Annotated in this window: 22 protein-coding genes; 8 read left to right on the top strand and 14 right to left on the bottom strand. The window is 47.6% G+C overall.

Going from position 1 to position 23090, the window contains the following annotated elements:
* Positions 1–17: 17 nt before the first annotated feature.
* Positions 18–269, top strand: a complete 252-nt coding sequence (locus ACKFKH_RS08180; protein ID WP_446857774.1) for a hypothetical protein — start codon at positions 18–20, stop codon at positions 267–269.
* Between the two features lie 358 nt (positions 270–627).
* The gene (locus ACKFKH_RS08175; RefSeq protein WP_446857773.1) at positions 628–990 is read left to right on the top strand and encodes an endonuclease domain-containing protein; all 363 of its coding nucleotides are present in this window, start codon (positions 628–630) and stop codon (positions 988–990) included.
* A gap of 226 nt (positions 991–1216) precedes the next feature.
* Here the strand turns inward: ACKFKH_RS08175 and ACKFKH_RS08170 are convergent, their stop codons facing one another.
* The 3 genes from ACKFKH_RS08170 to ACKFKH_RS08160 form a co-directional block, all read right to left on the bottom strand.
* A complete protein-coding gene (locus ACKFKH_RS08170; protein WP_446857772.1) occupies positions 1217–2248 on the bottom strand; it encodes a helix-turn-helix transcriptional regulator in 1032 nt (343 codons plus the stop codon).
* Between the two features lie 289 nt (positions 2249–2537).
* A complete protein-coding gene (locus ACKFKH_RS08165) occupies positions 2538–2744 on the bottom strand; it encodes an ABC transporter transmembrane domain-containing protein (protein WP_446857771.1) in 207 nt (68 codons plus the stop codon).
* 130 nt (positions 2745–2874) lie between these two features.
* Entirely contained in the window at positions 2875–3078 is a 204-nt protein-coding gene (locus ACKFKH_RS08160; protein ID WP_446857770.1) for a hypothetical protein, read from the bottom strand.
* Between the two features lie 171 nt (positions 3079–3249).
* Between ACKFKH_RS08160 and ACKFKH_RS08155 the strand changes: the two genes are divergently transcribed.
* Positions 3250–3933: an ABC transporter ATP-binding protein gene (locus ACKFKH_RS08155; protein ID WP_446857769.1), complete on the top strand. Its 684-nt coding sequence runs from the start codon at positions 3250–3252 to the stop codon at positions 3931–3933.
* On the top strand, positions 3933–4745 hold the full coding sequence (locus tag ACKFKH_RS08150; protein WP_446857768.1) for an ABC transporter permease: 813 nt from the start codon (positions 3933–3935) through the stop codon (positions 4743–4745). Before ACKFKH_RS08155 ends, ACKFKH_RS08150 begins: the two co-directional genes overlap by 1 nt.
* Before the next feature lie 142 nt (positions 4746–4887).
* Here the strand turns inward: ACKFKH_RS08150 and ACKFKH_RS08145 are convergent, their stop codons facing one another.
* The 6 genes from ACKFKH_RS08145 to ACKFKH_RS08120 all read right to left on the bottom strand — a co-directional run bounded on the left by ACKFKH_RS08145 (position 4888) and on the right by ACKFKH_RS08120 (position 8366).
* Complete coding sequence (locus tag ACKFKH_RS08145; protein WP_446857767.1) at positions 4888–5436, bottom strand: hypothetical protein; 549 nt, start codon at positions 5434–5436, stop codon at positions 4888–4890.
* A 93-nt stretch (positions 5437–5529) separates the two neighbouring features.
* Positions 5530–5931, bottom strand: coding sequence for an ExbD/TolR family protein (locus tag ACKFKH_RS08140; RefSeq protein ID WP_446857766.1), 402 nt, complete (start codon positions 5929–5931; stop codon positions 5530–5532).
* A 20-nt stretch (positions 5932–5951) separates the two neighbouring features.
* Complete coding sequence (locus ACKFKH_RS08135) at positions 5952–6605, bottom strand: MotA/TolQ/ExbB proton channel family protein (RefSeq protein ID WP_446857765.1); 654 nt, start codon at positions 6603–6605, stop codon at positions 5952–5954.
* A 210-nt stretch (positions 6606–6815) separates the two neighbouring features.
* Positions 6816–6986, bottom strand: coding sequence for a hypothetical protein (locus ACKFKH_RS08130; RefSeq protein WP_446857764.1), 171 nt, complete (start codon positions 6984–6986; stop codon positions 6816–6818).
* 32 nt (positions 6987–7018) lie between these two features.
* Entirely contained in the window at positions 7019–7231 is a 213-nt protein-coding gene (locus tag ACKFKH_RS08125; protein ID WP_446857763.1) for a hypothetical protein, read from the bottom strand.
* Between the two features lie 7 nt (positions 7232–7238).
* Positions 7239–8366 carry an aldo/keto reductase gene (locus tag ACKFKH_RS08120; RefSeq protein WP_446857762.1) on the bottom strand — a complete coding sequence of 376 codons (1128 nt, stop codon included), beginning with the start codon at positions 8364–8366 and terminating at the stop codon, positions 7239–7241.
* A 151-nt stretch (positions 8367–8517) separates the two neighbouring features.
* Here ACKFKH_RS08120 and ACKFKH_RS08115 point away from each other — a divergent pair, with 151 nt between their 5' ends.
* Positions 8518–9396 (top strand): LysR family transcriptional regulator, encoded by an 879-nt coding sequence (locus tag ACKFKH_RS08115; protein ID WP_446857761.1) that lies wholly within the window; start codon positions 8518–8520, stop codon positions 9394–9396.
* An 83-nt stretch (positions 9397–9479) separates the two neighbouring features.
* Here ACKFKH_RS08115 and blaOXA read toward each other — a convergent pair whose 3' ends face one another.
* Positions 9480–10349 carry a class D beta-lactamase gene (gene blaOXA, locus ACKFKH_RS08110; protein ID WP_446857760.1) on the bottom strand — a complete coding sequence of 290 codons (870 nt, stop codon included), beginning with the start codon at positions 10347–10349 and terminating at the stop codon, positions 9480–9482.
* A 215-nt stretch (positions 10350–10564) separates the two neighbouring features.
* On the bottom strand, positions 10565–12160 hold the full coding sequence (locus ACKFKH_RS08105) for an Hsp70 family protein (RefSeq protein WP_446857759.1): 1596 nt from the start codon (positions 12158–12160) through the stop codon (positions 10565–10567).
* A gap of 477 nt (positions 12161–12637) precedes the next feature.
* Here ACKFKH_RS08105 and ACKFKH_RS08100 point away from each other — a divergent pair, with 477 nt between their 5' ends.
* Positions 12638–13939, top strand: coding sequence for an AAA-like domain-containing protein (locus ACKFKH_RS08100; RefSeq protein WP_446857758.1), 1302 nt, complete (start codon positions 12638–12640; stop codon positions 13937–13939).
* Positions 13940–14191: 252 nt separating this feature from the next.
* Here the strand turns inward: ACKFKH_RS08100 and ACKFKH_RS08095 are convergent, their stop codons facing one another.
* The 3 genes from ACKFKH_RS08095 to ACKFKH_RS08085 form a co-directional block, all read right to left on the bottom strand.
* On the bottom strand, positions 14192–16276 hold the full coding sequence (locus tag ACKFKH_RS08095) for an AAA-like domain-containing protein (RefSeq protein WP_446857757.1): 2085 nt from the start codon (positions 16274–16276) through the stop codon (positions 14192–14194).
* Positions 16277–16325: 49 nt separating this feature from the next.
* Positions 16326–19967, bottom strand: a complete 3642-nt coding sequence (locus ACKFKH_RS08090; RefSeq protein WP_446857756.1) for a GAF domain-containing protein — start codon at positions 19965–19967, stop codon at positions 16326–16328.
* 104 nt (positions 19968–20071) lie between these two features.
* On the bottom strand, positions 20072–20413 hold the full coding sequence (locus tag ACKFKH_RS08085; protein WP_446857755.1) for a PadR family transcriptional regulator: 342 nt from the start codon (positions 20411–20413) through the stop codon (positions 20072–20074).
* Positions 20414–20889: 476 nt separating this feature from the next.
* On the opposite strand from ACKFKH_RS08085, the gene ACKFKH_RS08080 reads away from it, so the two are divergent.
* A complete protein-coding gene (locus ACKFKH_RS08080) occupies positions 20890–21123 on the top strand; it encodes a Nif11-like leader peptide family natural product precursor (protein ID WP_446857754.1) in 234 nt (77 codons plus the stop codon).
* 197 nt (positions 21124–21320) lie between these two features.
* Positions 21321–22751, top strand: coding sequence for a hypothetical protein (locus ACKFKH_RS08075; RefSeq protein WP_446857753.1), 1431 nt, complete (start codon positions 21321–21323; stop codon positions 22749–22751).
* Positions 22752–23090 lie beyond the last annotated feature (339 nt).

Below are 23090 nucleotides of genomic sequence, written 5' to 3'. Positions count from 1 at the left end.
CTGTCGGATATTCAATGATGTCCACGCCAGAACAAATTCAAAAAGAGATCCAATCGCTACCAGAAGAAGCTCAAAGTCTGCTGATTGATTTTATTGAAATTCTGAAAAAGCGTTATCCTAAGACCGCAGAGCCAAAAGCAGATGCGGAGAAGAGCTACTATCAGAAATTCAAAGAGAGCGGGTTGATTGGCTTTGTCTCAGTCGAAGAAGACCTCTCTACAACTTACAAACAAGTCTTGTCTGAACGCTTAAACACCCAACCATTTTAAGCTCCTGTATACACACAAGTCGATCGATTGATCATTGCCGAGATTCTTCGCCCCCTAGATCCCCTACTGTGTACACACACGTCGATTGATCTGTCTGTTGCTGACATCCTTCGCCCCCTAAATCCCCCATTCTGGGGGACTTTGAGCAAGAATAATTTCTAGGATTCACAGGAGCGTTTCAGCGTTCAAAGTCCCCCAACTTTGGGGGATTTAGGGGGCAGAAGCCGACTGAAACGAAGCAAATAAGACGTGTGTGTACACGGTAGCCTAAATCCCCCATGCTGGGGGACTTTGAGTTGGGACGATCGGGCATAGGTATGGGCAAACTCTGTAGTGTCAAGCTCACTCCATTAACCCTATGGATTCTCACCGCATTCGGGGCACTACTCCCAAGAGTATTGCGGCGGCTCGACATCTCCGCCAACATCTCACTCCGGCTGAAAAGCTGCTGTGGGAAGCCTTAAGAAAACGCCAACTCAACGGCTTAAAGTTTCGCTGCCAGCATTCAATTGAGTCCTTCATCGTGGATTTCTATTGTCCTCAGCACCGACTTGTGATTGAAGTGGATGGCGACGTTCACGATCAACAAGTCGAGTATGACACGGCTCGAACTGAACGCCTCAATCACTTGGGTTATCGAGTGATGCAATTTCACAACCGAGAAGTTCTCTCAAACTTAAGTCAAGTTCTCCAGCAAATTACTGAGGCGATCGCGTTCTAGTTCCGCTGTTCAAAGTCCCCCAGCATGGGGGATTTAGGAGGCAAAGAACCTGTAGCATTCATAGACTGATTTGGTATTAGGGGGCGAAAAGTTGCAGCAATGACAGACCCAATCAACTTATGTTCAAAGTCCCCCAGCATGGGGAATTTAGGGGGCGAACGGTAGCTCCTGCGGGAGAGGGTTGGGTGAGCGCGGTTCAGGAAAGTTGCAGACGGCTTTCATTCAGTCAATCAGTCTCGATCGCACGAGATCTACTTGTTCTTGCTTTGAGATAATCTCTTGGATTGGTTCCAAATTTCTTCCGAAACGTTTCCGCAAAATAGCGTCGATCGTGAAATCCCACCCGCGTCATCACCTCGCCCACCTTCATCTCTCCGGTCAGCAATAGCTGCTCTGCCTGATTCATCCGATAGTCATGCAGATATCCAAACACAGGCTTGCCAAACACTTGCCGAAACCCCTGCTTCAGCGCCTTCTCATTCAGCCCCGCCTGTCGTGCTAAGTCCGGCAACGAGGGCGGTTGCTCCAAGTTCCGCAACAAAATCGTTCGAGCATGATGAATTCGATCGACCTCATCGGGCTTCATCCGAAACAGCGACCCTTGCGGTATCTGCGAAGCAGTGCGTCGTCCTTGCTGCACCTCCTGTTCCTGCTCCAGAATCAGCGCCACGAGTTCTAGCGACTTACTCTCCAAATAGACCCGCTTCATCAGTCCACGATAAGGGCATTGAATGATCTGCCGCAACACACCCTGCATCATCGGAGACAGTGCCCCATCCCGCGCATAAGCTGGCTGATCCGTCCCAATCAACGGTTGAAACTCGATCGGTACGATTCCTTCCCGACCTGCAAAGTTAATAAACACCTCTGGCGACATTTCGACCACGACTTCTAGAATCGGGAACTGACCAGAGCAAGTTTCCAACCGTTCGGGCATGATCCCGCTGCCATACAGCACATATTCCGAGTTGCCGACTTCCGAAACAGGATTTTGATGGTCTCCTGACAGATGACAGTGAAAGTGCAACCAAGACTCATGTTCTGCCCATACCGTTTGAGTGCGATCGCGCACCCGAAAGTCATCCATCCGCACCATCAGCCCCTCCCGCAAGGCAATCTCTCGCCCGTACCCTTGCGCCATCCAAGTCGGTAGCGGCATCAGCACATCGTCTGGATCAGCCGGATCGGGATACTCAAGCAACCGATATCGTTCTTCCTCCCACTCTGCCCAATCCCGCTCTGACACCGAAATGGTCATGCTGCTCTGATTCCTACTGAGAACTATTCTTATTAAAACTCCTCAGAGCATACATCGGAGATTTATTTTCTGCTTGAAAGAGATCTAATGGCAGCGTTATCGCAAGCCTACCCCTCTTGAATCACTTTGGAGAAATTAAACTGGCTTCTAACTGCTGAAAAATTTATCTAACAACGGGTCTAGCATTCACACTTTATTGACTACTCTCGCAAAGGAATAGAAAAGAATTGTGAATGCTAAAACGCTTTCTGGGAAAGAGTTACATCGTTTTTTAGCAATTTTACTTCTTCTAAAGTGACATAAGAGGGGTATTGTTCGCGATCGTATTGAGAAAATGCTCCAGTTGATTGATGTCGTCGCTGAGGATTGCAATTAAGCCACCCGTGGTTTGTTCTTCAACATATGCGGATTCTAGTTCTTGTAAATGAGTATAGGCATCTAATCGTAAGTCATGCTGGATATCCTGCGCCAGATTGCGCCAGAGCAGATTATACATAGTTAGAAAGTGATTCCAGCCCCCAAATCAGAACAGTCAGGAATGCCAGGAGAAAGAATTGGTGAATGACATTCTGAATCCCAAATCGAGATAGGAAAGCTCCCATTTTCAATTATTGTTGGGTCTAAAATTACGAATGACATTCTGAATCCCAAATCGAGATAGGAAAGAGTTCTGCTGTTGGAGTAGAACATCGATCGCGGCTCCCATCAGTGCGGGCGGAGCGAGATCCATCAAGGTGTTTACGATCGAGCAGCCTGCCGCTTGCCAAATCTGCGGTTCCTACGGAGTTGCGCTTTGCGCTAAACGATAGCGTTTTCCATAGCTCAACCATCGAAACAGAGAGGCGGGGCGGTTTGAGGTCGGACTGGTGCGTTGCAAAAGTGTTCCCTCGCTAGATTACTGAGTCTTGGCACATTGCAAAAGACCATTTTGGCGGTTAGCGGAGCTTTTTTGAATGCTAGGCGGACTTTTTTATGACTAATACTTTTTTGAACCCGATGTTTTGTATAGTGAAGCTGACGTGCTGGTTAAGACTGTTTTGCTAGTTATCCAGAATTTAGGGCGGCAGATTCAAGGTAGATGGATTTGGAAGCATCTTAACTTTGAGTTGCGTCCAGGAGAGCGTTGCGCGATCGCGGGCGAAGCCGGAGCCGGAAAAACGCTGCTATTAAGAGCGATCGCCGCACTCGATCCAATTCAAGCTGGAACAATCGCTTTTCAAGGAAAGAACCTTTCTGACTGGTTTATTCCCCGGTATCGAACTCAAACTCTTTACTTACATCAGCGCCCTGCATTGCTCGAAGGAACCGTCGAACAGAATCTACAAGCGATCTACAAAATGACTGTTCACCGATCGCTGGATCGATACGAGGTTCAAAGACATCGAATTCTAGAGTATCTATCAGCGCTTGGACGATCGACGGATTTTCTCGATCGTCCGGTTTATGCGCTCTCAGGTGGAGAAGCTCAAATTGCCGCATTCCTACGCGCCTTACTTTGTTCTCCAACGGTAATGCTGTTTGATGAGCCAACTGCTTCATTGGATGCCCACACCGAGCAGCAATTTGAATCTCTTGTACGACTTTGGCAGCAAGAAGACCGAACGCGATCGTATTTCTGGACTAGCCACAACCCAGAGCAACTAGAGCGAATGACCGATCAACGCCTAATTCTCAAACGCTTATGATGACTTCTTACGTTCCTATCGATAATGGTCAGCTTGCACTTGCAGCACTGTTGATTGTCATCAATCTTGTTTTGTCGATCGTGCTGCAACTTCAATTGGAGAAGCAGCTAGGAATTGCGGCAATTCGGATGACCGTTCAACTGTTACTGATTGGCTATGTTCTGAAATGGATTTTTACGCTACGGTCTCCCTGGTTAGTTCTGATGGTCACTTTAGGAATGACTGTGTTAGCCGGACAATCTGCGATCGCGCGAACTAAACGTCGCTATCCTGGAATGTTCTGGAATAGCTTTGTTTCAATTTTTGCCTCTTCTGCATTAATGATCGGGGTGACGGTTGTTGGCATCATTCGAGTAGAACCGTGGTACAACCCGCAATATGTGATTCCAATGTTGGGGATGGTGTTAGGAAATGCGTTGACTGGAGCTTCTCTCGCGCTCGATCGCTTCACCGAAGATCTAACGGTTCGACGCGATCAGATTGAATCTTTATTAGCTTTGGGTGCGACTCGATGGGAAGCAGCCCAGCAAACAATTCAAGAAGCGTTGCGAACTGGAATGATCCCCACAATCAATCAAATGATGGTCATGGGAACCGTAAGCTTACCGGGAATGATGACTGGGCAAATTATTGCAGGAGCAAGTCCAACCGATGCTGTTCGTTACCAAATTGTGCTGATTTTTGCGATCGCGGCAGGAACCGGACTTGCCACGATTGGAATTGTGCTGCTAGGGTTCCGATCCCTATTTAGCGCCCAACATCAATTGAGACTCGATCTGCTGCAAGTTGTCAACGACAAGAGCCGTAGCTAATCGACAAGATAGAGCTTGCTCAACTCAGTAAATGCTCCTCCAAGCTCTCACGGTTCCTTGCCCGATCGCACTATCAATCACTTCGCCATTATCCGCCGTTGCTCTCAGTTGCACAGTCTGCTCAGGCGCATTTTTTAGTGCGCTAGCAAGCTCCGTTAGAAATCGGAAACTGACCGTTTTTGTTTTCGAGTTGAAAAACGCGATCACCCACTTTGACCGCTAGTCCCGTAACTTTCTCAGTGCCACTATTGGTGAAACAAACAGAATCAGGAAAGCCATCATCTAAGGCATCAAACGGAGAATATCCAAATCTTGAAGCATACAATCGGTGATATCGTGGAAACGATCGTTGAGCAAGTGTGCATTCTCTACCACGGTAAGCAAGTAAAACCTGCACAGAATTTGGCCTCCATAAGCTGACTATCTTCACTTCGCCATCACGGTTGCGAAACGATCGCGAAAAATAATTTTGATCAAACACTGCCAGAGATTGTCCGTCAAATGAATCAACCACTCTAACGGGCTGCGACCACGGCACTCGCAGGTTGGGCTGTAAGATCGATGATCTTACAAGGGGAAACTCTGTTGCGGTTGATGGTGCGGCAATTGCACGAGAACTCAAGATGCTGGAGATGACCATCGCAATCATTGCCCCGTTTTGCATCCAAGGACTGATGAGGCGAGATAACATAACGGTGACTCAGTAGGCAGGGTACACCTTGATTCTAGCGAGGCAACTTGCGATCATCAATTTGAGAAATGAAGCTTGATTTTCGTTCTCAAATCATTTTTTCTTCGTCGCGATCGCCATTTTCACACCTTCGATTTTGCGAATCTCATCCATTACGGCAACAATCTCACCATGCTGCACTTTCTCATCGGCATTGATCACAACCACTGCCTGCTGGTTTGCTTGCACTAACGTTCTCACGCCCACTTGCAATTCTGAAAGCTGCATCGGTCGCTTGTTTAATGCAATTTCACCATTTGCCTGCACACTGACTGCAATTCTCGTTTGCTGTTGAGTCTTTGCGGTTGCTGCCTGCGGAAGATTTACAGGTAACCCTTCAGAACGGGTTAAGAACAAAGTCGAAACAATGAAAAAGGTGAGCAGCGCAAACACCACATCAATCATCGGAACAATGTTGATCTGAGGCGGTACATCATTTTCTTCGGGAAATAGCATAGGAGTGTGAGAAGAAAAAACTAAGAATGAAGCTTAGACAGATAACTATCTTCGTAACGATGGCTATAGACTAGCTCAAGTCGATTCGCGTATTCCTGAATCAGAGCAGACTGGCGAGTGAAAAAGCTGCGAAAGAGAGTGACTGCAAATAAGTTAAAAATTGCAACCACTAACCCCGAAGCTGTAGAAACTAACGCCTCACTAATCCCGCCCGTCACGCCAGAAGTCTGACTGCCTCCGACATTTCCGATATTGAGCGATGCAAATGAGACGATTAATCCAGTGACTGTTCCCAACAATCCAAAGAGCGGAGACAATCCCACAATCATGTCAAAGATGTCTGTAAACCGCTTCATTCCCGGTGTTTCTGCTTGCGCTTCTGCTTGCATCGCTAATCGAAACTGTTCGGGAGTCGGACGATCAAGCGATAATGCCGATAGCAAAATCCGAGCCGCAGGTAGGTCAATATTCTTCTTCAGAACCGCGATCGCTTCTGCCACATTGTTTTCTTGGTACAACATCAAAACTCGCTGCATCATTTTTGGCTGACGCTTAATAATGCGACTCCAAAAGCGCGATCGCTCAATAATCAGACCAATGGCTGTAATTGAAAACAGCAGCAATGGGATCATGACAATCCCGCCTGCTTTAAGAATCCCGATCGCGCTATTCATTACAGCTACTCCAGCTTGGTTCTGTACCCTTGAAAACAAATTGACAGCTTCTTGCGTTAAGGCAACAAAAAGACAGCTTCATGCAGCGTAAAACTAATGCAAATTACTGTCAAGTATTTTCTCAAAATTTATCAATGTAAAAATTACTGATCTGTTCTAAAGCCTCGTGCTGAATGGAGTTCCCCAGATTGACGATGTGAATTAGTGACATTACTCTTGATCAACACTTCGGACAGAATTAAGCAGCGATCTCGTAGTTGGGATGGGATTTAATCGCAGTCCGGGACAGCGCCAACTTTGAAATAAATCGCCCAAGTCAATGGTCGTTGAGTGCCCGTCGCTTAACGCTTGCCATTCCAGCAGACTTTGTGCAATTTGCATACGGCTATCGGTTTGGTGCTTGTTTTTTCTGATTAGCACCCTAGTGGATCGATAGCTTTCTTGTCTATCTGCTGACCTGAGTTACCTAAAAACTGTCCGAACCATTGAGGATAAGCTAATGTGACCAACGTTACAAGAGTTAGGTTACTCTGGTTGTCTGGAGCAACTTCTGCAACGGCGGCAGACTGCGAGAAGACGATCGACAAAGATAAGGCACTAAAGCTACTCAGAATAATCTGCTTCATGGTCGCCTTAACCAATTGGGCGTGGATTTGGCAGGCGTACTAGACCGCTAAACTGTTTGCTGGGATACCAGGAAGTTTGAGTCAAGTTGTCAAAACCAGGAATGCTTTCCATGTGCTTCACCATTCGGGCACGCATTGCTTGATCTGGTAGCGACCCTCTGAGTGCTCCCATATTCTGAGCCACATGATCAGGATTCGTCGTTGCTGGAATTGCTGCTGTAACAGCAGGGTGAGAAATCACATACTTGAGGAAAAACTGTGCCCAGTTCTCGCAGCCTATGTCACGAGCAAAATTCGGCAAGGGTTGCCCTTTTACCAGTTCAAAGAGTCGCGCCTTTTCAAAGGGCATATTTGCTAAGACAGCAACTCCCTGCTCTGCTGCTGCTGGGAGAATTCTTTCTTCGACTCCCCGTTGAAAAATTGAGTACCGCACTTGAACAAAATCCAGATTGCCCTTGTTAATCCATGATTCGATCGCCGGGAAATACAGCGGATCATGATGGGTCACACCCAAATGGCGAATTTTGCCTTCCTGCTTCCAGGCTCGTAATAGAGGAAGCATCACTTCCACGTTGACCAGACTATGAACCTGCATGACATCGATTTGATTAGCGCTCTGCACAACTCCAAAGGAACCGCGAGATAACCGCTTCAAAGACTGCTCAAATTGGCGCTGTGCTTGACTTCTATCTCCCAGATACTCACCCGTTGCCCAGACTTTGTTGGTAATAAATAGGTTGTTAGTTATGCCCAGCGCTTTGGCAAACTCACCGACATTCACCTCTGACATTCCATAGAGCGGCGAAACATCAATCACGCGCCCTCCACCCTCCCAAAAGCGGCGCATTACTTCTCGAATATTGTCTCGTGGCTGATTCGCCAATACATCAAATGTGAGGAAGGTTCCTAGCCCGATCGCAGGCACTCTTTCTTTGGTACGTGGAATTTCTTTGGTGATTAGTTCTGACGATCGGGTTGGTGTGAGGGGTGATGCTTGCCCCTGTGCTGATCCAGATTCACATCCGTTGAGCGCAAGGGGAATGGCCGCGCTCGCTGCACTCAATCCCATCCATCGAAGGGTCGTGCGACGAGACAGCAATTGCTCTGTGGTTTGATAAGAATGATCAGGGTTCATCCTAACACCTCCTACTGTTGACTTCTTTATTAGCCGTTGCAGATTGATAAGAATCTTTAGCGGCTCAAGTTCATACTAAGAGCAAATTTGAGAGTTGTTATTTCTGATTTTCTATGGCGTAATAGCTGTAGGTTATTACCAAGTCACTCCTATGGAACTCCGCCAACTTAAATACTTCATTACGGTGGCTGAAGAACTACACTTTGGTCGAGCGGCTGAGTCGCTACATCTGAGCCAGCCCGCACTCAGCAAACAAATTCAAGCGCTAGAAGATAGCTTAGAGATTCGACTGCTTGAGCGGACAAAACATTGGGTGCGATTAACGATCGCCGGACAAAAGTTTCTTGAAACTGCACACAAAGTTCTCCGTGAGGTAGAGGAAGGCATTCAGATCACCAAACAAGTCGCAGAAGGACAAGTTGGGCAAGTGAGAATCGGTTTGACGGAGGCAACCTTGTTTAGTCTCGCACCCAAGATTGTTAGACACTATCGAAACAATTATTCTCAGGTTAAATTAATCCTCACCAGTGGCGGAACAGAAGCCCACGTTGAAGCATTACGCACTCACCGAATTGATGTTGGGTTTGTGTATCTTCCCATTCGTGAACCGTCTCTCTCCATCCATCCATTGTTTGAAGAAACCTACGTTGCAGCATTACCCCCTTTCCATCGATTAGCTCGACAAAAACAGATCGCGCTTCAGTCATTGGCAACCGAACCATTAATTTTTTACCCACGATCGCTGGCACCTGTTTTGTATGCAACCTTCATCAAACACTGTGAGCAAGCTGAATTTGTGCCCAACATTGTGCAGGAAGCAGAACTTGCCCAAACTCGCCTAGGGTTGACAGCGGCGGGAGTTGGCATCACATTTGTGCTTTCTGATATGCAAAATCTGAGTGCAAAAGGTGTTGTTTATCGTCCTTTAATCGGAGATTTTCTGACGCTAAAACTAGCGATAGCTTGGCGACACAACGAGCCTTCGCCTGTCGTACATGAATTTCTCAAAGCGCTTAAAACAATCCAGTAGGAAAGCTGAATTCAATCATGAGCATTGCTCCTCTTATATTCATCGTGCCGCAGAATGATTGTGCAATGTTGTAAGTAAGTCAATTACAATACTGCTAGATCTTTGAAACAGCGACGGGTTAACTCTAGTCGCGCGGCTGGATTTTTTTCATTCCGAATATCGATGTTAGTAGCGAAAAAGTAAACATTCTCTCCTTTCTCTAAATAACCCACATACCATCCGATCTTTGGTATCACATCATCTGCAACACCGACCCATCCTGTCTTTCCCGTGATGGTATAGTCTGGTGTTTTCTCCATTATCATGATGTCTTTGACAATTGACAGCGATCGCTTAGAGAATGGCAGATCATTCTTGTATAGGCGACGGAGAAACTGAATTTGCTGTTGAGGTGTAATTCGCAGTTTTCCCTGTAACCAGAACTGATCAATGTCGTCACTACTACCAATTGTTTGGTTGCCGTAGCCGACTTTGCTCACCCATTGTTGCATTCGATCGTGCCCAACTCGGCGAGCCAAAACTTGGTAAAACCAGATAGCCGAAAGCTTGATTGCCTCTCTCATATTCAAGTCCCGGTTCCATGCCGGAATCTTTCTTGACACTCCATCCCACGTTAAAATAGCAAGCTCATCCGAAATAACTCCGGTTTCTAGCGCAATTAGCGAGTTGAGAATCTTAAAGGTTGACGCAGGTAAAAAAGCGGTTGTATTGCGTTGTGGATTATGTTGAAAGATACGATCGCTTTTCGAGTCGTAGATCACGATTGAACCCTCAACCCCCAATTCTTGGAAGTGTCGTCCAAAATCAACAGTTTGAGCAACGCTGACGACGGGTAAAGTCTCAATCTTTGTTTTTGGCAGAGTGAGTGCGGGTGGTATTGTTTGAAATAGAGCAAAAACAATGCAGCTCAACGAAACAAGCGTGATGCTGGTAAAACGAATGACTCTGTTCATAGTCCTCCACAAGCTAGTGACTCCTCTGCCAGGCTTGAAATACACTCACTAACGCTTGGATTCCGGAGCTTAAAATGCAATTGGCTATCTTCCTCAATGCCAGAAAAATGAGTATGCCATCGTCACGAAAGCTGGTAGCTGCTTGACAAGTGCTCAGGGTAACTTACGGATTCAGGATTCCAAAAATCAAAAGAAACTACAAACTTCTGGTCGGATTAGCTCAATTGCACAACGGGCTGATCTTCGACCAGGGTGCGAGAAGTCAGTAAGTCTTCGACCGTCATGCGAAGAAAGCGCTGATCGTCTACTTGAAACTGGACTTTGATGCGATCGCTCCCCGGCATTCCCAAAGGTTCTAATTCAGCGATGCTGCGAGATCCGTCTCGATCGTTGAGCGGCTGTACCTGAGTTTGACTGCTGGCTAGACTGCGCGTGACCAGGCGATCGCCATCAAAATAAACTTCTGTCTGCGTGGTTTCTGTCCCCAATTCTCCGACGACTAGCTCAATGCTGGGCTGTCGCTCTAGAGAGGCCCCCAACACCAGTTCGACAGGGCTTTCCATTGGGTAGGGCTGTCCCGCTTTGATCAAAGGATGCCAGTTGTGACAGTTGTTGCGCCGATCCCAATAGCGAACGCCGTACCCATGATAGAGAAAGTCTTTGATTTGAATTCCCTGGCTGAGTTGAAGGGCACCCTGCGCGATCGCTTCAAAGGGTTTTTCACAGCGAATTTTTGCCACCTCAAAATACTGACGCACCCAGCTTTGAACGGAGGGAATTTGCACCGTTCCGCCCACCAACAGCACCGCATCAATGTCACTTACACTCAACCCCTGCCGTTTTGCCTGCTGAAGCACCTGATTCATCGCGTCGTCGAGCTTGTCAAAAAACTGATGGTCAGTGAGAATTTGCTCAAACTGCGATCGACTCAGCGATAGGTCATAGCTCTCAAAGGTTTCGTCGTTAAAGTAGACTTCTTGCGCTTGCGTTTGTAGCGAGAGTTGAATTTTGAGGCGTTCGGCTAGACGAGTCGTGAGAGGGGTCGCGGCTAATCCTTGGGTCTGGGTGAAGTGATCGACAAGCCAGTGATCGATGTCTGAGCCGCCTAAATTTTGTCCCGCTTTGGCTAACACTCTCGCCACTTTGGGCCGTTGTCCCGATCGTTCTGCAAATGATTTTTGTCCCCACTTGAGAATAAATCCCAACGGTTTTGCTTGTGTTTGGGGGTCTAGCTGTACGAGTGAAAGATCCAGCGTTCCGCCGCCAAAATCGATGACGAGCAGCGTTTGGCGGTTGCTCAATCCATATCCCAAAGCTGCGGCCGTCGGCTCATCTAGCATTCTCACCTGATCGATTTCTAGCGACTGACAAACGCGCCCCAACCAGAGACGATACGCTTCAAAACTGTCTACCGGAACGGTGAAAACCAGCGATTCAGACACCTCCGGATCGGTGATTTTTAATTGACGAATGACCTGCGTCAAAAACCACTCGCCCACCTGCTCAAAACTCACTGTCTGACCATCCAATTCGGGTAAAAATCCTTGAATATTGGAGCCAATGCCTCGTTTGAAATTGCGAAAAAACCGCGAATCACTGGAGAGATCGAGGGCCCGATCGCGCACCTGTTGCCCCACCAAAACCTTACCCTCCGCCGCATTTTCGACATAAACCAGGCTCGGAATCAACGGGGGACTCTGCCCCATCCGCAGCGAAACGCCGGACAAAGAGAGGGTTTCTGGCTGCTGGGTGGCACGATTCCAGCGAGTGATGACGGTGTTACTCGTTCCAAAGTCAATGGCATAGGTCATCGGTCGTGAGATGCGCTAAGGGGACTAAATTTTTGTTTCAAGATCGTACCAAAAGAGCGCAGCATCCTGAATTCTCCTAGGGAAATGTCTTCTCGATCGTGTCGCTTTTTTGCTGAGTTCGGGTTAGTTTGCTCCTGTTTTTTGACCTACCAATCAGTGCGTCTGCTGATATTTTTAGCAACTTCTTAACAAGCTTTCCGGCTCAAAGTTCATTTGTGGTGAAGAATTTAAGCAACCAATCAACGCTACAATCGCTCCGTAGTTTCTCAGTGCATTTTCGGTGCATTCATCGTGCAAAGTAGAACAAAGTCCTCTAAAGTCATTTGTCGGAGTGGCCTTTTTTAAGAGAATTAGTGTCACCCTTGACTGCTAATTTTCGACGATTACCGTAAAAATGGAGCTTATCTGCATTCAATTTATCAGCATTGTTGGTTCGATCGCTTCGTGTCTAAAAATCCCTGATGTGACGATGGCTATATGACTGTTGAAGAAGCCTTGGCTCTTTTGGATAAATTATTGGCTCCCAATCGCTTGAGTACGATTCAAGAACTTGTGTTTCGGCAATGTTGGGAAGGGCTGACTTATCAACAAATTGCAGAAGCCGCTGGCTACGATGCTGACTATGTGCGGGTGATTGGGTCGCGGCTGTGGCAGTCCTTGTCCGAAGTGCTGGGGGAGCGCACTAGCAAAAATAATCTGCGATCGGTTCTACGTCAGCATGTTTCGGGTCAAGTCAGTCAGTCTGAGCCGCCCTACACCGATGATTTTCCGGGCAGTCCTTTGCGCTTAGATGCTCCGTTTTACATTGCGCGACCCCCGATGGAAGAGCAGGCTTATGCAGAAATTCTCAAACCGGGTGCCTTGATTCGGATTCGGGCCCCCGAAAAATGGGGCAAAACGTCTCTAATGAATCGAATTTTGTCTCAAGCGATCGACCAAAACTATGCAGTGGTGCGGTTAAACTTTCAGCAGGCAGATAGCGAAATTTTGGCGGATCTCGATCGCTTGCTGCGCTGGTTTTGTACCAACATTACTCAACAACTTCAGCTAGAGCCGAGATTAGATGATTATTGGGTAACTGATCTGGGCAGTAAAGTCAGTTGTGCAACTTATTTGCAGGGATACATTTTCACCAAGGTGACCAGCCCGCTCGTGATTGCGATGGATGATGTGCAACGACTGTTTGAGTATCCGGCGATCGCTCAAGATTTTCTTCCTTTATTGCGGGTTTGGCATGAAGAAGCAAAAAATTTGGCGAGTTGGGCCAGACTGCGATTGCTGGTCGTTTATTCTACAGAAGTTTACATTCCGCTGAGTTTTCATCAGTCTCCATTTAATGTCGGATTGCCGCTTCGGTTACAAAAATTTAGTCTTGCCCAGGCTCAAGAGTTTGCACTTCTATATGGCTTTGATCAGGGTGAAATGCAAAACTTGACTCGGCTATGGCTGATGGTCAACGGGCATCCTTATCTATTGCATTTGGCATTTTATTGCATGAGTCTGGGTGAGTTTAGTATTGAAGCGTTGTTAGAAGATGTCTCTACTCAAACTGGAATTTATAGCGATCATTTACGGGGGTATCTCGCCATTCTACAAAGCCGTCCTATGTTAGCCGCCGCTTTTCGATCGGTCATTCTCTCAGCCGATCCGGTAGAAATTGACGCGATCGCGGCCTACAAATTAGAGAGTATGGGATTAGTTAATTTGTCGGGCAATCAAGCAATGGCTAGCTGTGATTTATATCAGCGATATTTCCGCGATCGTTTGGATCAGTTCTAAGGGAGAACTTTGATGATCTGTTCCCCCTTTGGGGGTAATCCGCTTTGCGATGAGGGATGGAGGGATGAGGGATGATTTGCGAATTCCACGCATTGAGTTTTAAGGGATTTGTTGATCATTAATCTACCAATGTAGGGCTATCGCATTGTAAGGCTCTCAGCAGAATCCAGTTTTAGCGGGTACTTTATTTCCGCGCTAGTCCCTAAGTTTTAATCATTTCTCCTCACTCTTCACTCTTCACTTGTCCCCTCTTTAGTTCATGCCGTCGCAGGCGTGGCGATCGCTCTCTCGCACAGGCATTTGTAAATAGGTTGAAACCTGCTGACAGGCAGTTGAAAGCAAGCGATCGGACTTAACATTTTGGGCATTGACACCTTGAGAGAGCAGTGCCGCAACGCGAGATTTGAGAGCGTCATGACCGTCGATTTTTTGCAGCAACCGTTCTGCTTTGATGGCCTGCACCAGGGCTTCGGGTTTGCGATTTAGCGCGTACAAACTTTCAGAAGACAGAACGATCGCTTCGACTTCAGACAAGACCGATCGCTGAGAGGCTTGAAAAGCAGTTATTCCTAACAATGTCGAGATCACAAATGCAACGCTAACCATTGCTAAAAGAATGCGCTGTTGAGTGGCTTGTTTGCTGACTTGAGTGAGACGTTGAATTGCTTGATCGTGCTGGCTGCTGGTTGCTAAAAATCGGATATCTGCATCGCTCAAAGATTTTCCCTCGGCCCACTGTTGGGCCGTTTGTAGGGCTGATCCCTGAAGTAGATAGGTCGCATCACTTGTTTTAAGCCATTCCTGAATCGCAGTGGCGTAGGGGCGCTGTTGTAAAAGCTGATGTCTGACCCATTGTTGATCAAAGATTGTTTTGTAAATCAGATTGCGAATTACTAAATCATCATTTTGTTGAACGATGAGTCCAGAAAGTAATAATTCTATTTGTTCTTTGCTGTTGTCTAGTTTGATCTTACCCTGTTGTAAAATCTTTTCGTACTGACGAAGTAACTGGATTGAGAATTGTTCGTTTTTGAGTAAGCGATCGCGAATCGTTCTTAAATGGATTGGTTCATCCTGGGTTTCCCAGTGGTTGAGAATGTGTTGGTGAACGATCGTGCTGATCAGGTCTGAGGGTGTGACGTGAATGGCTGACTGATCCGATTTGGACACCGACTGATGAATTAATCGACAAAGTTTTTGAGTCAAGAAGGGTTGTCCGTTTGTCCATTTAAACACCTCTGCCAGCGTTGCTCGTCCATCTGCAACCATTCCTTCTAGACCTTGCGCCAGAGCTAATGTATCCTCAAACTGCAAGTCAGTCAGCGCGATCGCCTGACCCAAATTAAATGGCGTGCGAGTGTGATCGCGAATCAAATCAGCCGGGGTCGCCACTCCAAACAAAGCCACGGTTAAGCGACGGTATTCTGTCCGTTCTGCCCGATGATTGTAGAACGATCGCAGCAGCGCAAAAAAATCGTCGAGCGAAAAGTTTAATTGCAAAACGCTGTCGATTTCATCAATAAAGATAAAAATCTTGTCTCCAGACACCTGCGCCAACAGCACCTCTTCCACAAAGCGACTAAACTGCTGTACCGGAGACAGTCCGGACTGTGCCTGCCACCAGTCATTAAAGTTGACACTTGCTAATAGATCAAATCCTCGCCAGAGTTCTGCGGCGACTCCTTTGTACCATTGCTGAGGCGTGACGGTTTCGCTGCCAACATTTGTCAAGTCGATCGACACACAGCGAAAGCCCGCTTGCTCTAATCGCGATCGCGTCCGCACCCGCAGGCTAGACTTGCCCATCTGACGCGCATTCAGCACATAGCAAAAGTTGCCCGCCAGCAGCGATTCAAACAGATCTTCATCCGCCTGCCGCATAACATAGCTGGGCGCATCTGCACTGAGACTGCCCCCGACTTGATAGCTATAAACGGCTGGTGCAGACTGTCGAATTGCTCGCTCTGTCTGGTGTCGAGTCAGCGCAACTTCGATCGTCGCCCGCAGATTTTGCGTCTCGATCGGTTTGACCAGATAGCCAAAAGGCTGCACCGTCTTCACTAATTGAAGCGTTGTCTCGTCTGCATGAGCCGTGAGAAACACCACAGGCAGATCAAACTGCGATCGCATCACAGCCGCCGTCGAGACCCCATCCATTGACCCTTTGAGGCGAATATCCATCAAAACCAGGTCGGGTGAGTTTTCAGCCACTTTTTCGAGGGCATCTGGGGCCCGATCGACGATCGCCACCACTTCATAGCCCAATTGCACCAATCGCTGTTTGATATCCAATGCGATCAAACGCTCGTCTTCTACAATCAAAATTTTTGGAGCCATTGGTCACAAATGGTTAACAGTTGGCAGTTTGCACGGAATGACTTGATCGCTAACCGCTCCAACGCAGTACCGGAACTGGAAACACAATTTGGAAAGCTGTGCCGTTTTCTCGATTGACAATCAGCCTGCCTTCTAGCTGCTCAGTCAGCGCACAGACAACCTGTAGCCCAAGCGAATCGGTATTGTGTACATCGACTGCGATCGGCATTCCGACACCGTTGTCTTGCACGGTTAGCATATATTGCTGATCAGAAGAGTCATCAAGTTGACGATCGGGGTGAGCATCAGAATAGGGAGAAAACTGAATTGTAATTTCACCGAGGCGATCTTTTTGAAACGCATACTTAATCGCATTAGAAACCAGTTCGTTAATCATTAACCCACAGGGAATTGCAATATCAATATCTAACTCAACGGCCACTACATCAACCTTAAACTGAATACGAGAAGGATTGGTGCACAACGACTGAAACAAGCTGGCAGCCAGGTTTTTCACATAGGTTGAGAAGTTAATTTTTGCCAGATTGTTGGCTCGATAAAGCTGCTCATGAATCAGCGCCATTACTTTAATTCGCTGCTGACTTTCTTGAAACGGCTCTAGAATTTGAGGATCATGAATCGCGCTGGCTTGCAGATTGAGCAAACTGGACACTAGCTGCATATTGTTTTTAACTCGATGGTGAATTTCTTGCAGCAAAACTTCTTTTTCGCGCAACGACGATCGCAGCCGCGCTTCTGCAAACTGACGATCGCCCAATTCAATCTGCACCTGTTGATAAAGGTCGGCTTGCTGAATGGCGATCGAGAGTTGGTCAGCAATCTGTTGCAGCAGTTCGATTTCTCCTGGCTGCCACTGGCGCGGTTTGCACTGATGAGCCACCAGCAGTCCCCATAGCGCCTCTTTTTGCACGATCGGCACCACCAACCTGGCCCGCACTCCTAACGCTTTCAAAAAGTTTGTCAGATCAGGCGAAACGGACTCTTGCTCCAGATCATTTAAAACATGAATCTGCCCCTGAAGGTAGGCGGGATGGCGCTCAATCGGCAGAAACTTAGGTGGGTAAACCCTGTCTAGAATAGAGGTACAGTCCGCCACCGCCTCTGAGATAGCTGCGATCTGTCCGTCTGCAAAAATCCGATAAATCAACACCCGATCGGCATACACCACCTGTTGAATCTCATTCACCGTTCTGTGTAAAATCTCTTTGAGATCTAGAGACGCTCGAATCCGCTCAGTGATTGATGAAATGAGTCGTTCGCGTTCTACTTGTTGTTGAAGCGCAATCTCAGACTGTTTGCGAGTGGTCGTGTCAATACTCATTCCCACCATTTTGATAGCCTGCCCCTGCTCGTTGTAGATATATGCGCCTCGTGACTGACACCAGTGGATCGTGCCATCTTGCCAAATGATGCGAAACTCTGCCTCAAAGAGTGATCGCTGCTCTAGCGCCAATTGGTGTGCTCGATCGATCTGATGAAAGTCGTCAGGATGGACACAATTTTGGAACAGTTCATAGGTGGGAGAGGCGATAATTTTGCCGCCATTGTGATCAAAAACGTTTCCCTGACCGTCGTTATAAACGTCAAACATGGCATAGATTTCGGGTGACCAATACTCGACGTTGGTGACCAGATCCCATTCCCAGGTGCCAATGCGAGCCGCCGAAATCGCCAATTGGAGTTGAGCCGATCGCTCCTGAACCCGATCTTCCAATTCTTGATTAAGCTGTTGTAGCTCAGACTCGACCCGCTTGCGGTCTGCCAGATCTTGTTGGGTCTGCTGATAGAGATTGGCTTGCTGAATGGCGATCGCTAACTGGTCAGCAACGGTTTGGGCGAGGTCGGCTTGCTCGTCCGTCCAGGCATGGCTGCGTTGAGTTTTAGAGCTGAGACTACCCCAGAGGACTCCCCCCACGACTAGCGGCACCAGCAGCCACGCCCCTGGCACTTTTTGGGCAACTTCTCGATTGATCTCGTCGTCGATTTGGTCTGTATCAGACACCCGCACGACTTCAAATCGCCGCAACTGATCGGCTAAGGGATTGCCCACATCTGGTATTTCTAGCCCGATCGTATTCAAGACATCTGGCGACTTACGATATTCAGCTACATGTCGCCAGCACTGTCGCTCTGGAAAATACTGCACCAGTACCGTCCGTTCGGCGTTGAGAAGCTGTGCAATTTCGGCAGTCGCGGCCGCAAAAATAGTCGGCAAATCAAGAGACTGACGAATCGTTTGCACCACTCGATTTAAGGCCTGCGATCGCTGTGCTTGCTGTTGAGTTTGGCAATAGAGTTGACTTTGTTGAATCGCAATGCCGACCTGATTGGCAAGCTGCTGAAGGAGTTCGGTTTCAAACGCTGACCACTGACGCGGACGATCGCACTGATGAGCAATCAACAATCCCCAGAGCTGATCGGCTTGCAGCACAGGCACGACGAGATTGGATCGCACATCAAACTGCTGCAAAAACTCAACGTGACAGGGCTGAATGTCGGCGGCTGTAATATCGGCAATGCTGCTAATGCGCCCCTGGCGATAGCGCTGTATATAGTTTGGAAAACAGGGATCAGAGATCTCTTCACCCAGCGTGACGCGCCAGCCCGCAACGACAGCTTCTTCGACAACCTTACCGGAACCGTTGGGCAACAGTTGATAGAGCAACACGCGATCGGCATTGAGAATCCGCTGTACCTCTGTGACCGTCGTTCTCAAAATCTCTTCAAGCTGGAGCGACTGACGAATTTTTTGGGTAACTTCTGCAAAAAGCTGCGATCGCTGAATCTGTTGTCGCAGGGCTGCTTCAATCTGTTTCCGTTCGCTGATATCGACTTCAACCGCTGTGACAATCCAGCAATCCTGTTCGTGATCTCTGCGTGAGGTCAAATGGGTCGAAATCCAGCGGATACTTCCATCTTGATGACGAAACCGATACTCAAAGCTGGCGGCGCGTTCGGCTAGAATATGGTCAAATCCTGGTTGCAGTACAGTCTCCCAATCTTCTGGCCAGACATTTGCCGTCCACAAGGTTTGATCAGCCAGCAACTCTTGAGCCGTGTAGCCAAAAATAATCTCACAGCCCGCCGACCAGTAATCATATTGCCAGGTGCGATCGGCAAACACTCGCAGACTGGTAATCGAGGCGACAGCACTATCTAAGACGTGACTCAGTTGAGCCTGAGAAGCCCGCAAATGAGACTCTAGCTGTTGTCGTACGTCAATTTCGGCGGCTAATTCTTGCTCGCGGCGGTTGAGTTTTTCAGTGCGTTCTGCAACTCGCTGTTCTAGTTCGGCGTTGAGGGTGAGCGTTTGCGCTTCTGCCTGCTTGAGGCGAGTAATGTCGATCGCGGTTCCCAAAATTTGCTGAGGAATGCCTTCAGCGTCATGACCAAACACACAGTTACGGCTACAGAGCCAGCGCCATTCGCCGTTTGCGTGCTTCATCCGATACTCGGTTTCAAAAAATCCTCCATCTTTTGTAGTCAACAATTGTTTTAGCCCGATCGCCACCTGCACAAAATCATCTGGATGAATCAGCAACTCAAACAACTGAGATCCCATCGCTTGAATCTCTGGCGACGAGTAGCCCAGAATGTCGCTAATGCGCTGATTGACATAAAGATTTCGACATTCTTTCTCATCGTAGAGATATAGAATTGCCGCCGTTGCTTCGGCCATTTGCTCAAACATCGCCATTCTCATTGGGGTGTGAGACAGATATAGGACGGGTCAGGTCGCCCCCAACAAGAACTCTGGAAGTCGTGAGACAGGCGATCGGGCGAGCGCAAAGAGCATTAATTTGAGTCGATGTACTTTTTCCAGAGTTGAGCGAGATTTTCGACCTGACTGCGCTTTTCTGGAATGATACAGTACATATGCCGGGGTCGGCCGCGCCCTTCAAGTCTTTGCCAATAAGCGGTGACAACTTGCTCTTGTTCGAGCGATCGAATACAGCGATACAGTACGGTGTCAGACAGGCGATAGTTGGGATAACGCTGCTCCAGCGACTTCATCAACTCAGAGCCATACGAATCTCCCTGAAGCAAGACAGAAAGCACATAGCAGGTGGCTAACTCTGGATTGAGATAGGTGGGCGGCGGGCAGTTAAAGAATTGATAAATATCTTCGAGTTGCATCGTAAATCCTCACTGGAACACAACAAGTCATTGATCTGAGTGAAAAGTAAAACCCAAACGCGAACGGACGGTAATCATGAGTAGGAATGCCAGCCATAACAGTTTGAAATGCTATAGCCGGCCGCTTTCGTGCTCTAATGACTAACCAAGAACACGGTGTATAAACAATGTTGAGAAGTTTTAATACACCCGTTTTCTTAACCAATAGACTACATGGAGCAATACTTTTGTGTCTGTGAGAAAAAGTAAGTTGTTTCATCACATAACTTCAAAATCTACGGATTAGAGGCTTGTTGAAGGCAGATTTTCACCCGTTTTGTAATCCTTATTCACAGGTTAATCAACTTTGCTGTCGAAATTCGTCATTTTCGATCGTATTCTCATAGGCTGAAAGCAGACAGAATCCAGTTAAGCGGGCAGTGTCTCCAAAACCAGTGATTTTGACTTAAAAAACAAACCACAGCGAGGTATGAACCATGTCTGAGCATCATGCCGCTAAATTCTTTAAATCTGTAAAACAAGACCAAGCACTTAAAGCAAGACAGCAAGCGACGAGTGACCCCAAGGCTTTTATTCAGATGGCTGCCGATCGGGGCTACTATTTCAGCGAAGATGCCTTAGAAAGTCAACTCGATCGCTTGTCTGAAGATGAGTTAGCTGCTCTGTTTAATCCTGGGGTGGGCGGTCGTCAGCGATTGGTGCCCCGGTAGGATAAGGGATGAGGGATGAGGGATGAAAAAATCTGTTGGCTCAGGGTGTTAATGTCCCTCTCTCTATCCTTAAAATAATTACTTTAGACAATTAACGTTGAATAGCTTCTTTATCTGTTTTCCGGTTTCTTTACCAACGCTTCATCTAGTTCTCGTTAAGATCAATTCTCACAAGCTGGTGTATTGAGGTCAGCAAGATGAGAAGAACGATCGTGCGGATGTTGTTTGTGTTGGCGATGATGCTGGCGGTGGTGCCGTCTTGCGCGGCGAATTATGCGGCGGCTCCGGTGGGCAAAGCAGATTACTATGTTGCGGCTAATGGCTCCGATCAGGGAAAGGGCACTCAAGCGGCTCCCTGGCGATCGGTGAATAAAGCGTTGTCTTCTGTGCCGCCTAATCAAGGGAAAACAATTCTTGTGGGGGCTGGAACCTTTGACCTGGGGGGCGATGTAGCGGTGCCGTCGGGCATTCATCTCAAAGGGTCAGGGGTCAATCGCACCACAATTCAAGGCGGGTTGAAGATATTTAAGACGAAGAATGTGACGATCGACCAGCTTAAACTGGATGGCAAGCGTCAGGCTTATCGGCTGGCCCTATGGATTTTGGATGCCGATCGACTGAGTTTGCATGATCTGATCATCAATGGCTATCGAGAGGATGCACTGTCGATCCAACGGGCGAAAAATGGCGAAATCTACAACATCGTCATGACGGACAATTCCTATAATCGTTGGGTCGCTGGAGGCGGCGGCAAACAAACCGCAACGATGACGATCGCTGACCTGACTGATTTTAAGATTCATGATCTTGACATTGATAGTCGGGCGCGCGGCGGATCGGGCATTGTTTCCTATAGCGATCAGTGGAACAAAGATCGACCCTGGGAAGGCCCCAATGCCCTTCTCAAAAACGTCAAGTTTTATAATCTGGATATTAAAGTCGATCACTGGCACGCCTATGGAAGTGGTTCGTCTCCACAACTAACGTTTGAACTGTGGCATCAGACTTGTCAGAACTGCGAACTCTCTAATTCAAAGTTTAATAGTACGATTTCACTGGTGACTCCTGATACAACTAAGCTGCGGGTGCATCACAATCTTTGGAGTAGTGTTGACAATCCGTTTTATGCTTGCGAAGCGGATAGCGATAACTTGGAATTTGATCATAACTATGTGCGCGGGGGAATCTATCCGATCGCAATGTTTGGCCCTGGAAAGAAGAATCTCACGGTGCATCACAACATTTTTGAGAAGACAGGTGGCCCGACGCTGGTCGTGCATTTTTTGGGTCGAATGCCCAATTTCAAGTTCTACAACAACACCGTTTACGCAGACTCTAAGACGCGATTGTTCTACTATGAGAAGGGAGAAACTCCGGATCAAGAGATTCGCAACAACATTTTCTATAACTCGGTCAGGAATGCAGGGGATGTGTTGAATGCAAAAGTTGGTGTGCGAAACAATTTGTTCTACAACATTAAACCTGTGGGAACTAATGCCATGAGCTTTGACCCTCAACTCGCCCGGACTGGCAATCAACCGACACTCTACTTTCGACCTAGAAACAAGCGCGTCACAGATCTGGGAGCCATCAAGATCGATACACCAGGACAAACGATCGGTCAATAAATCCACGTCAATGTAAATTCGACGAAGTTCTTCGCTTTAGTTGCAGAGTTGGGTTGCTTCCTAAACTCCCGAATTCTGCTTATCATTACCAAGACCTCCTGAGAGGAAGTTTCAAAAGTCTTTTGTTGTAAGGATAGAGACTCGGAGATCCCCGCTGCCTCCCTTAAAAAGACATCAGTTCGATAAACTTTTTCGCTTCGTTGCCAGGGAATTCGCCCCCTAAATCCCCCATTCTGAGGGACTTTGAATCAGCATAATTTCTTTGAACTCTGGAACTTTCTCTGGGTCAAAGTCCCCCAGCATGGGGGATTTAGCGATTATCTTGAATGTCAAGCCGGA

The sequence above is a fragment of the Phormidesmis sp. 146-20 genome, from assembly GCF_052939475.1.
This window is presented reverse-complemented; position numbering and strand designations above follow the sequence as displayed.

Coding starts and splice junctions, on each gene's coding strand:
- ACKFKH_RS08085 (WP_446857755.1), bottom strand. CDS start 20,413: ATGCAACTCGAAGATATTTATCAATTCTTTAACTGCCCGCCGCCCACC.
- ACKFKH_RS08165 (WP_446857771.1), bottom strand. CDS start 2,744: ATGTATAATCTGCTCTGGCGCAATCTGGCGCAGGATATCCAGCATGAC.
- ACKFKH_RS08140 (WP_446857766.1), bottom strand. CDS start 5,931: ATGCTATTTCCCGAAGAAAATGATGTACCGCCTCAGATCAACATTGTT.
- ACKFKH_RS08115 (WP_446857761.1), top strand. CDS start 8,518: ATGGAACTCCGCCAACTTAAATACTTCATTACGGTGGCTGAAGAACTA.
- ACKFKH_RS08170 (WP_446857772.1), bottom strand. CDS start 2,248: ATGACCATTTCGGTGTCAGAGCGGGATTGGGCAGAGTGGGAGGAAGAA.
- ACKFKH_RS08130 (WP_446857764.1), bottom strand. CDS start 6,986: ATGCAAATTGCACAAAGTCTGCTGGAATGGCAAGCGTTAAGCGACGGG.
- ACKFKH_RS08160 (WP_446857770.1), bottom strand. CDS start 3,078: ATGGTTGAGCTATGGAAAACGCTATCGTTTAGCGCAAAGCGCAACTCC.
- ACKFKH_RS08135 (WP_446857765.1), bottom strand. CDS start 6,605: ATGAATAGCGCGATCGGGATTCTTAAAGCAGGCGGGATTGTCATGATC.
- ACKFKH_RS08095 (WP_446857757.1), bottom strand. CDS start 16,276: ATGGCTCCAAAAATTTTGATTGTAGAAGACGAGCGTTTGATCGCATTG.
- ACKFKH_RS08150 (WP_446857768.1), top strand. CDS start 3,933: ATGACTTCTTACGTTCCTATCGATAATGGTCAGCTTGCACTTGCAGCA.
- ACKFKH_RS08105 (WP_446857759.1), bottom strand. CDS start 12,160: ATGACCTATGCCATTGACTTTGGAACGAGTAACACCGTCATCACTCGC.
- ACKFKH_RS08075 (WP_446857753.1), top strand. CDS start 21,321: ATGAGAAGAACGATCGTGCGGATGTTGTTTGTGTTGGCGATGATGCTG.
- ACKFKH_RS08145 (WP_446857767.1), bottom strand. CDS start 5,436: ATGTTATCTCGCCTCATCAGTCCTTGGATGCAAAACGGGGCAATGATT.
- ACKFKH_RS08100 (WP_446857758.1), top strand. CDS start 12,638: ATGACTGTTGAAGAAGCCTTGGCTCTTTTGGATAAATTATTGGCTCCC.
- ACKFKH_RS08180 (WP_446857774.1), top strand. CDS start 18: ATGTCCACGCCAGAACAAATTCAAAAAGAGATCCAATCGCTACCAGAA.
- ACKFKH_RS08175 (WP_446857773.1), top strand. CDS start 628: ATGGATTCTCACCGCATTCGGGGCACTACTCCCAAGAGTATTGCGGCG.
- blaOXA (WP_446857760.1), bottom strand. CDS start 10,349: ATGAACAGAGTCATTCGTTTTACCAGCATCACGCTTGTTTCGTTGAGC.
- ACKFKH_RS08080 (WP_446857754.1), top strand. CDS start 20,890: ATGTCTGAGCATCATGCCGCTAAATTCTTTAAATCTGTAAAACAAGAC.
- ACKFKH_RS08090 (WP_446857756.1), bottom strand. CDS start 19,967: ATGTTTGAGCAAATGGCCGAAGCAACGGCGGCAATTCTATATCTCTAC.
- ACKFKH_RS08120 (WP_446857762.1), bottom strand. CDS start 8,366: ATGAACCCTGATCATTCTTATCAAACCACAGAGCAATTGCTGTCTCGT.
- ACKFKH_RS08125 (WP_446857763.1), bottom strand. CDS start 7,231: ATGAAGCAGATTATTCTGAGTAGCTTTAGTGCCTTATCTTTGTCGATC.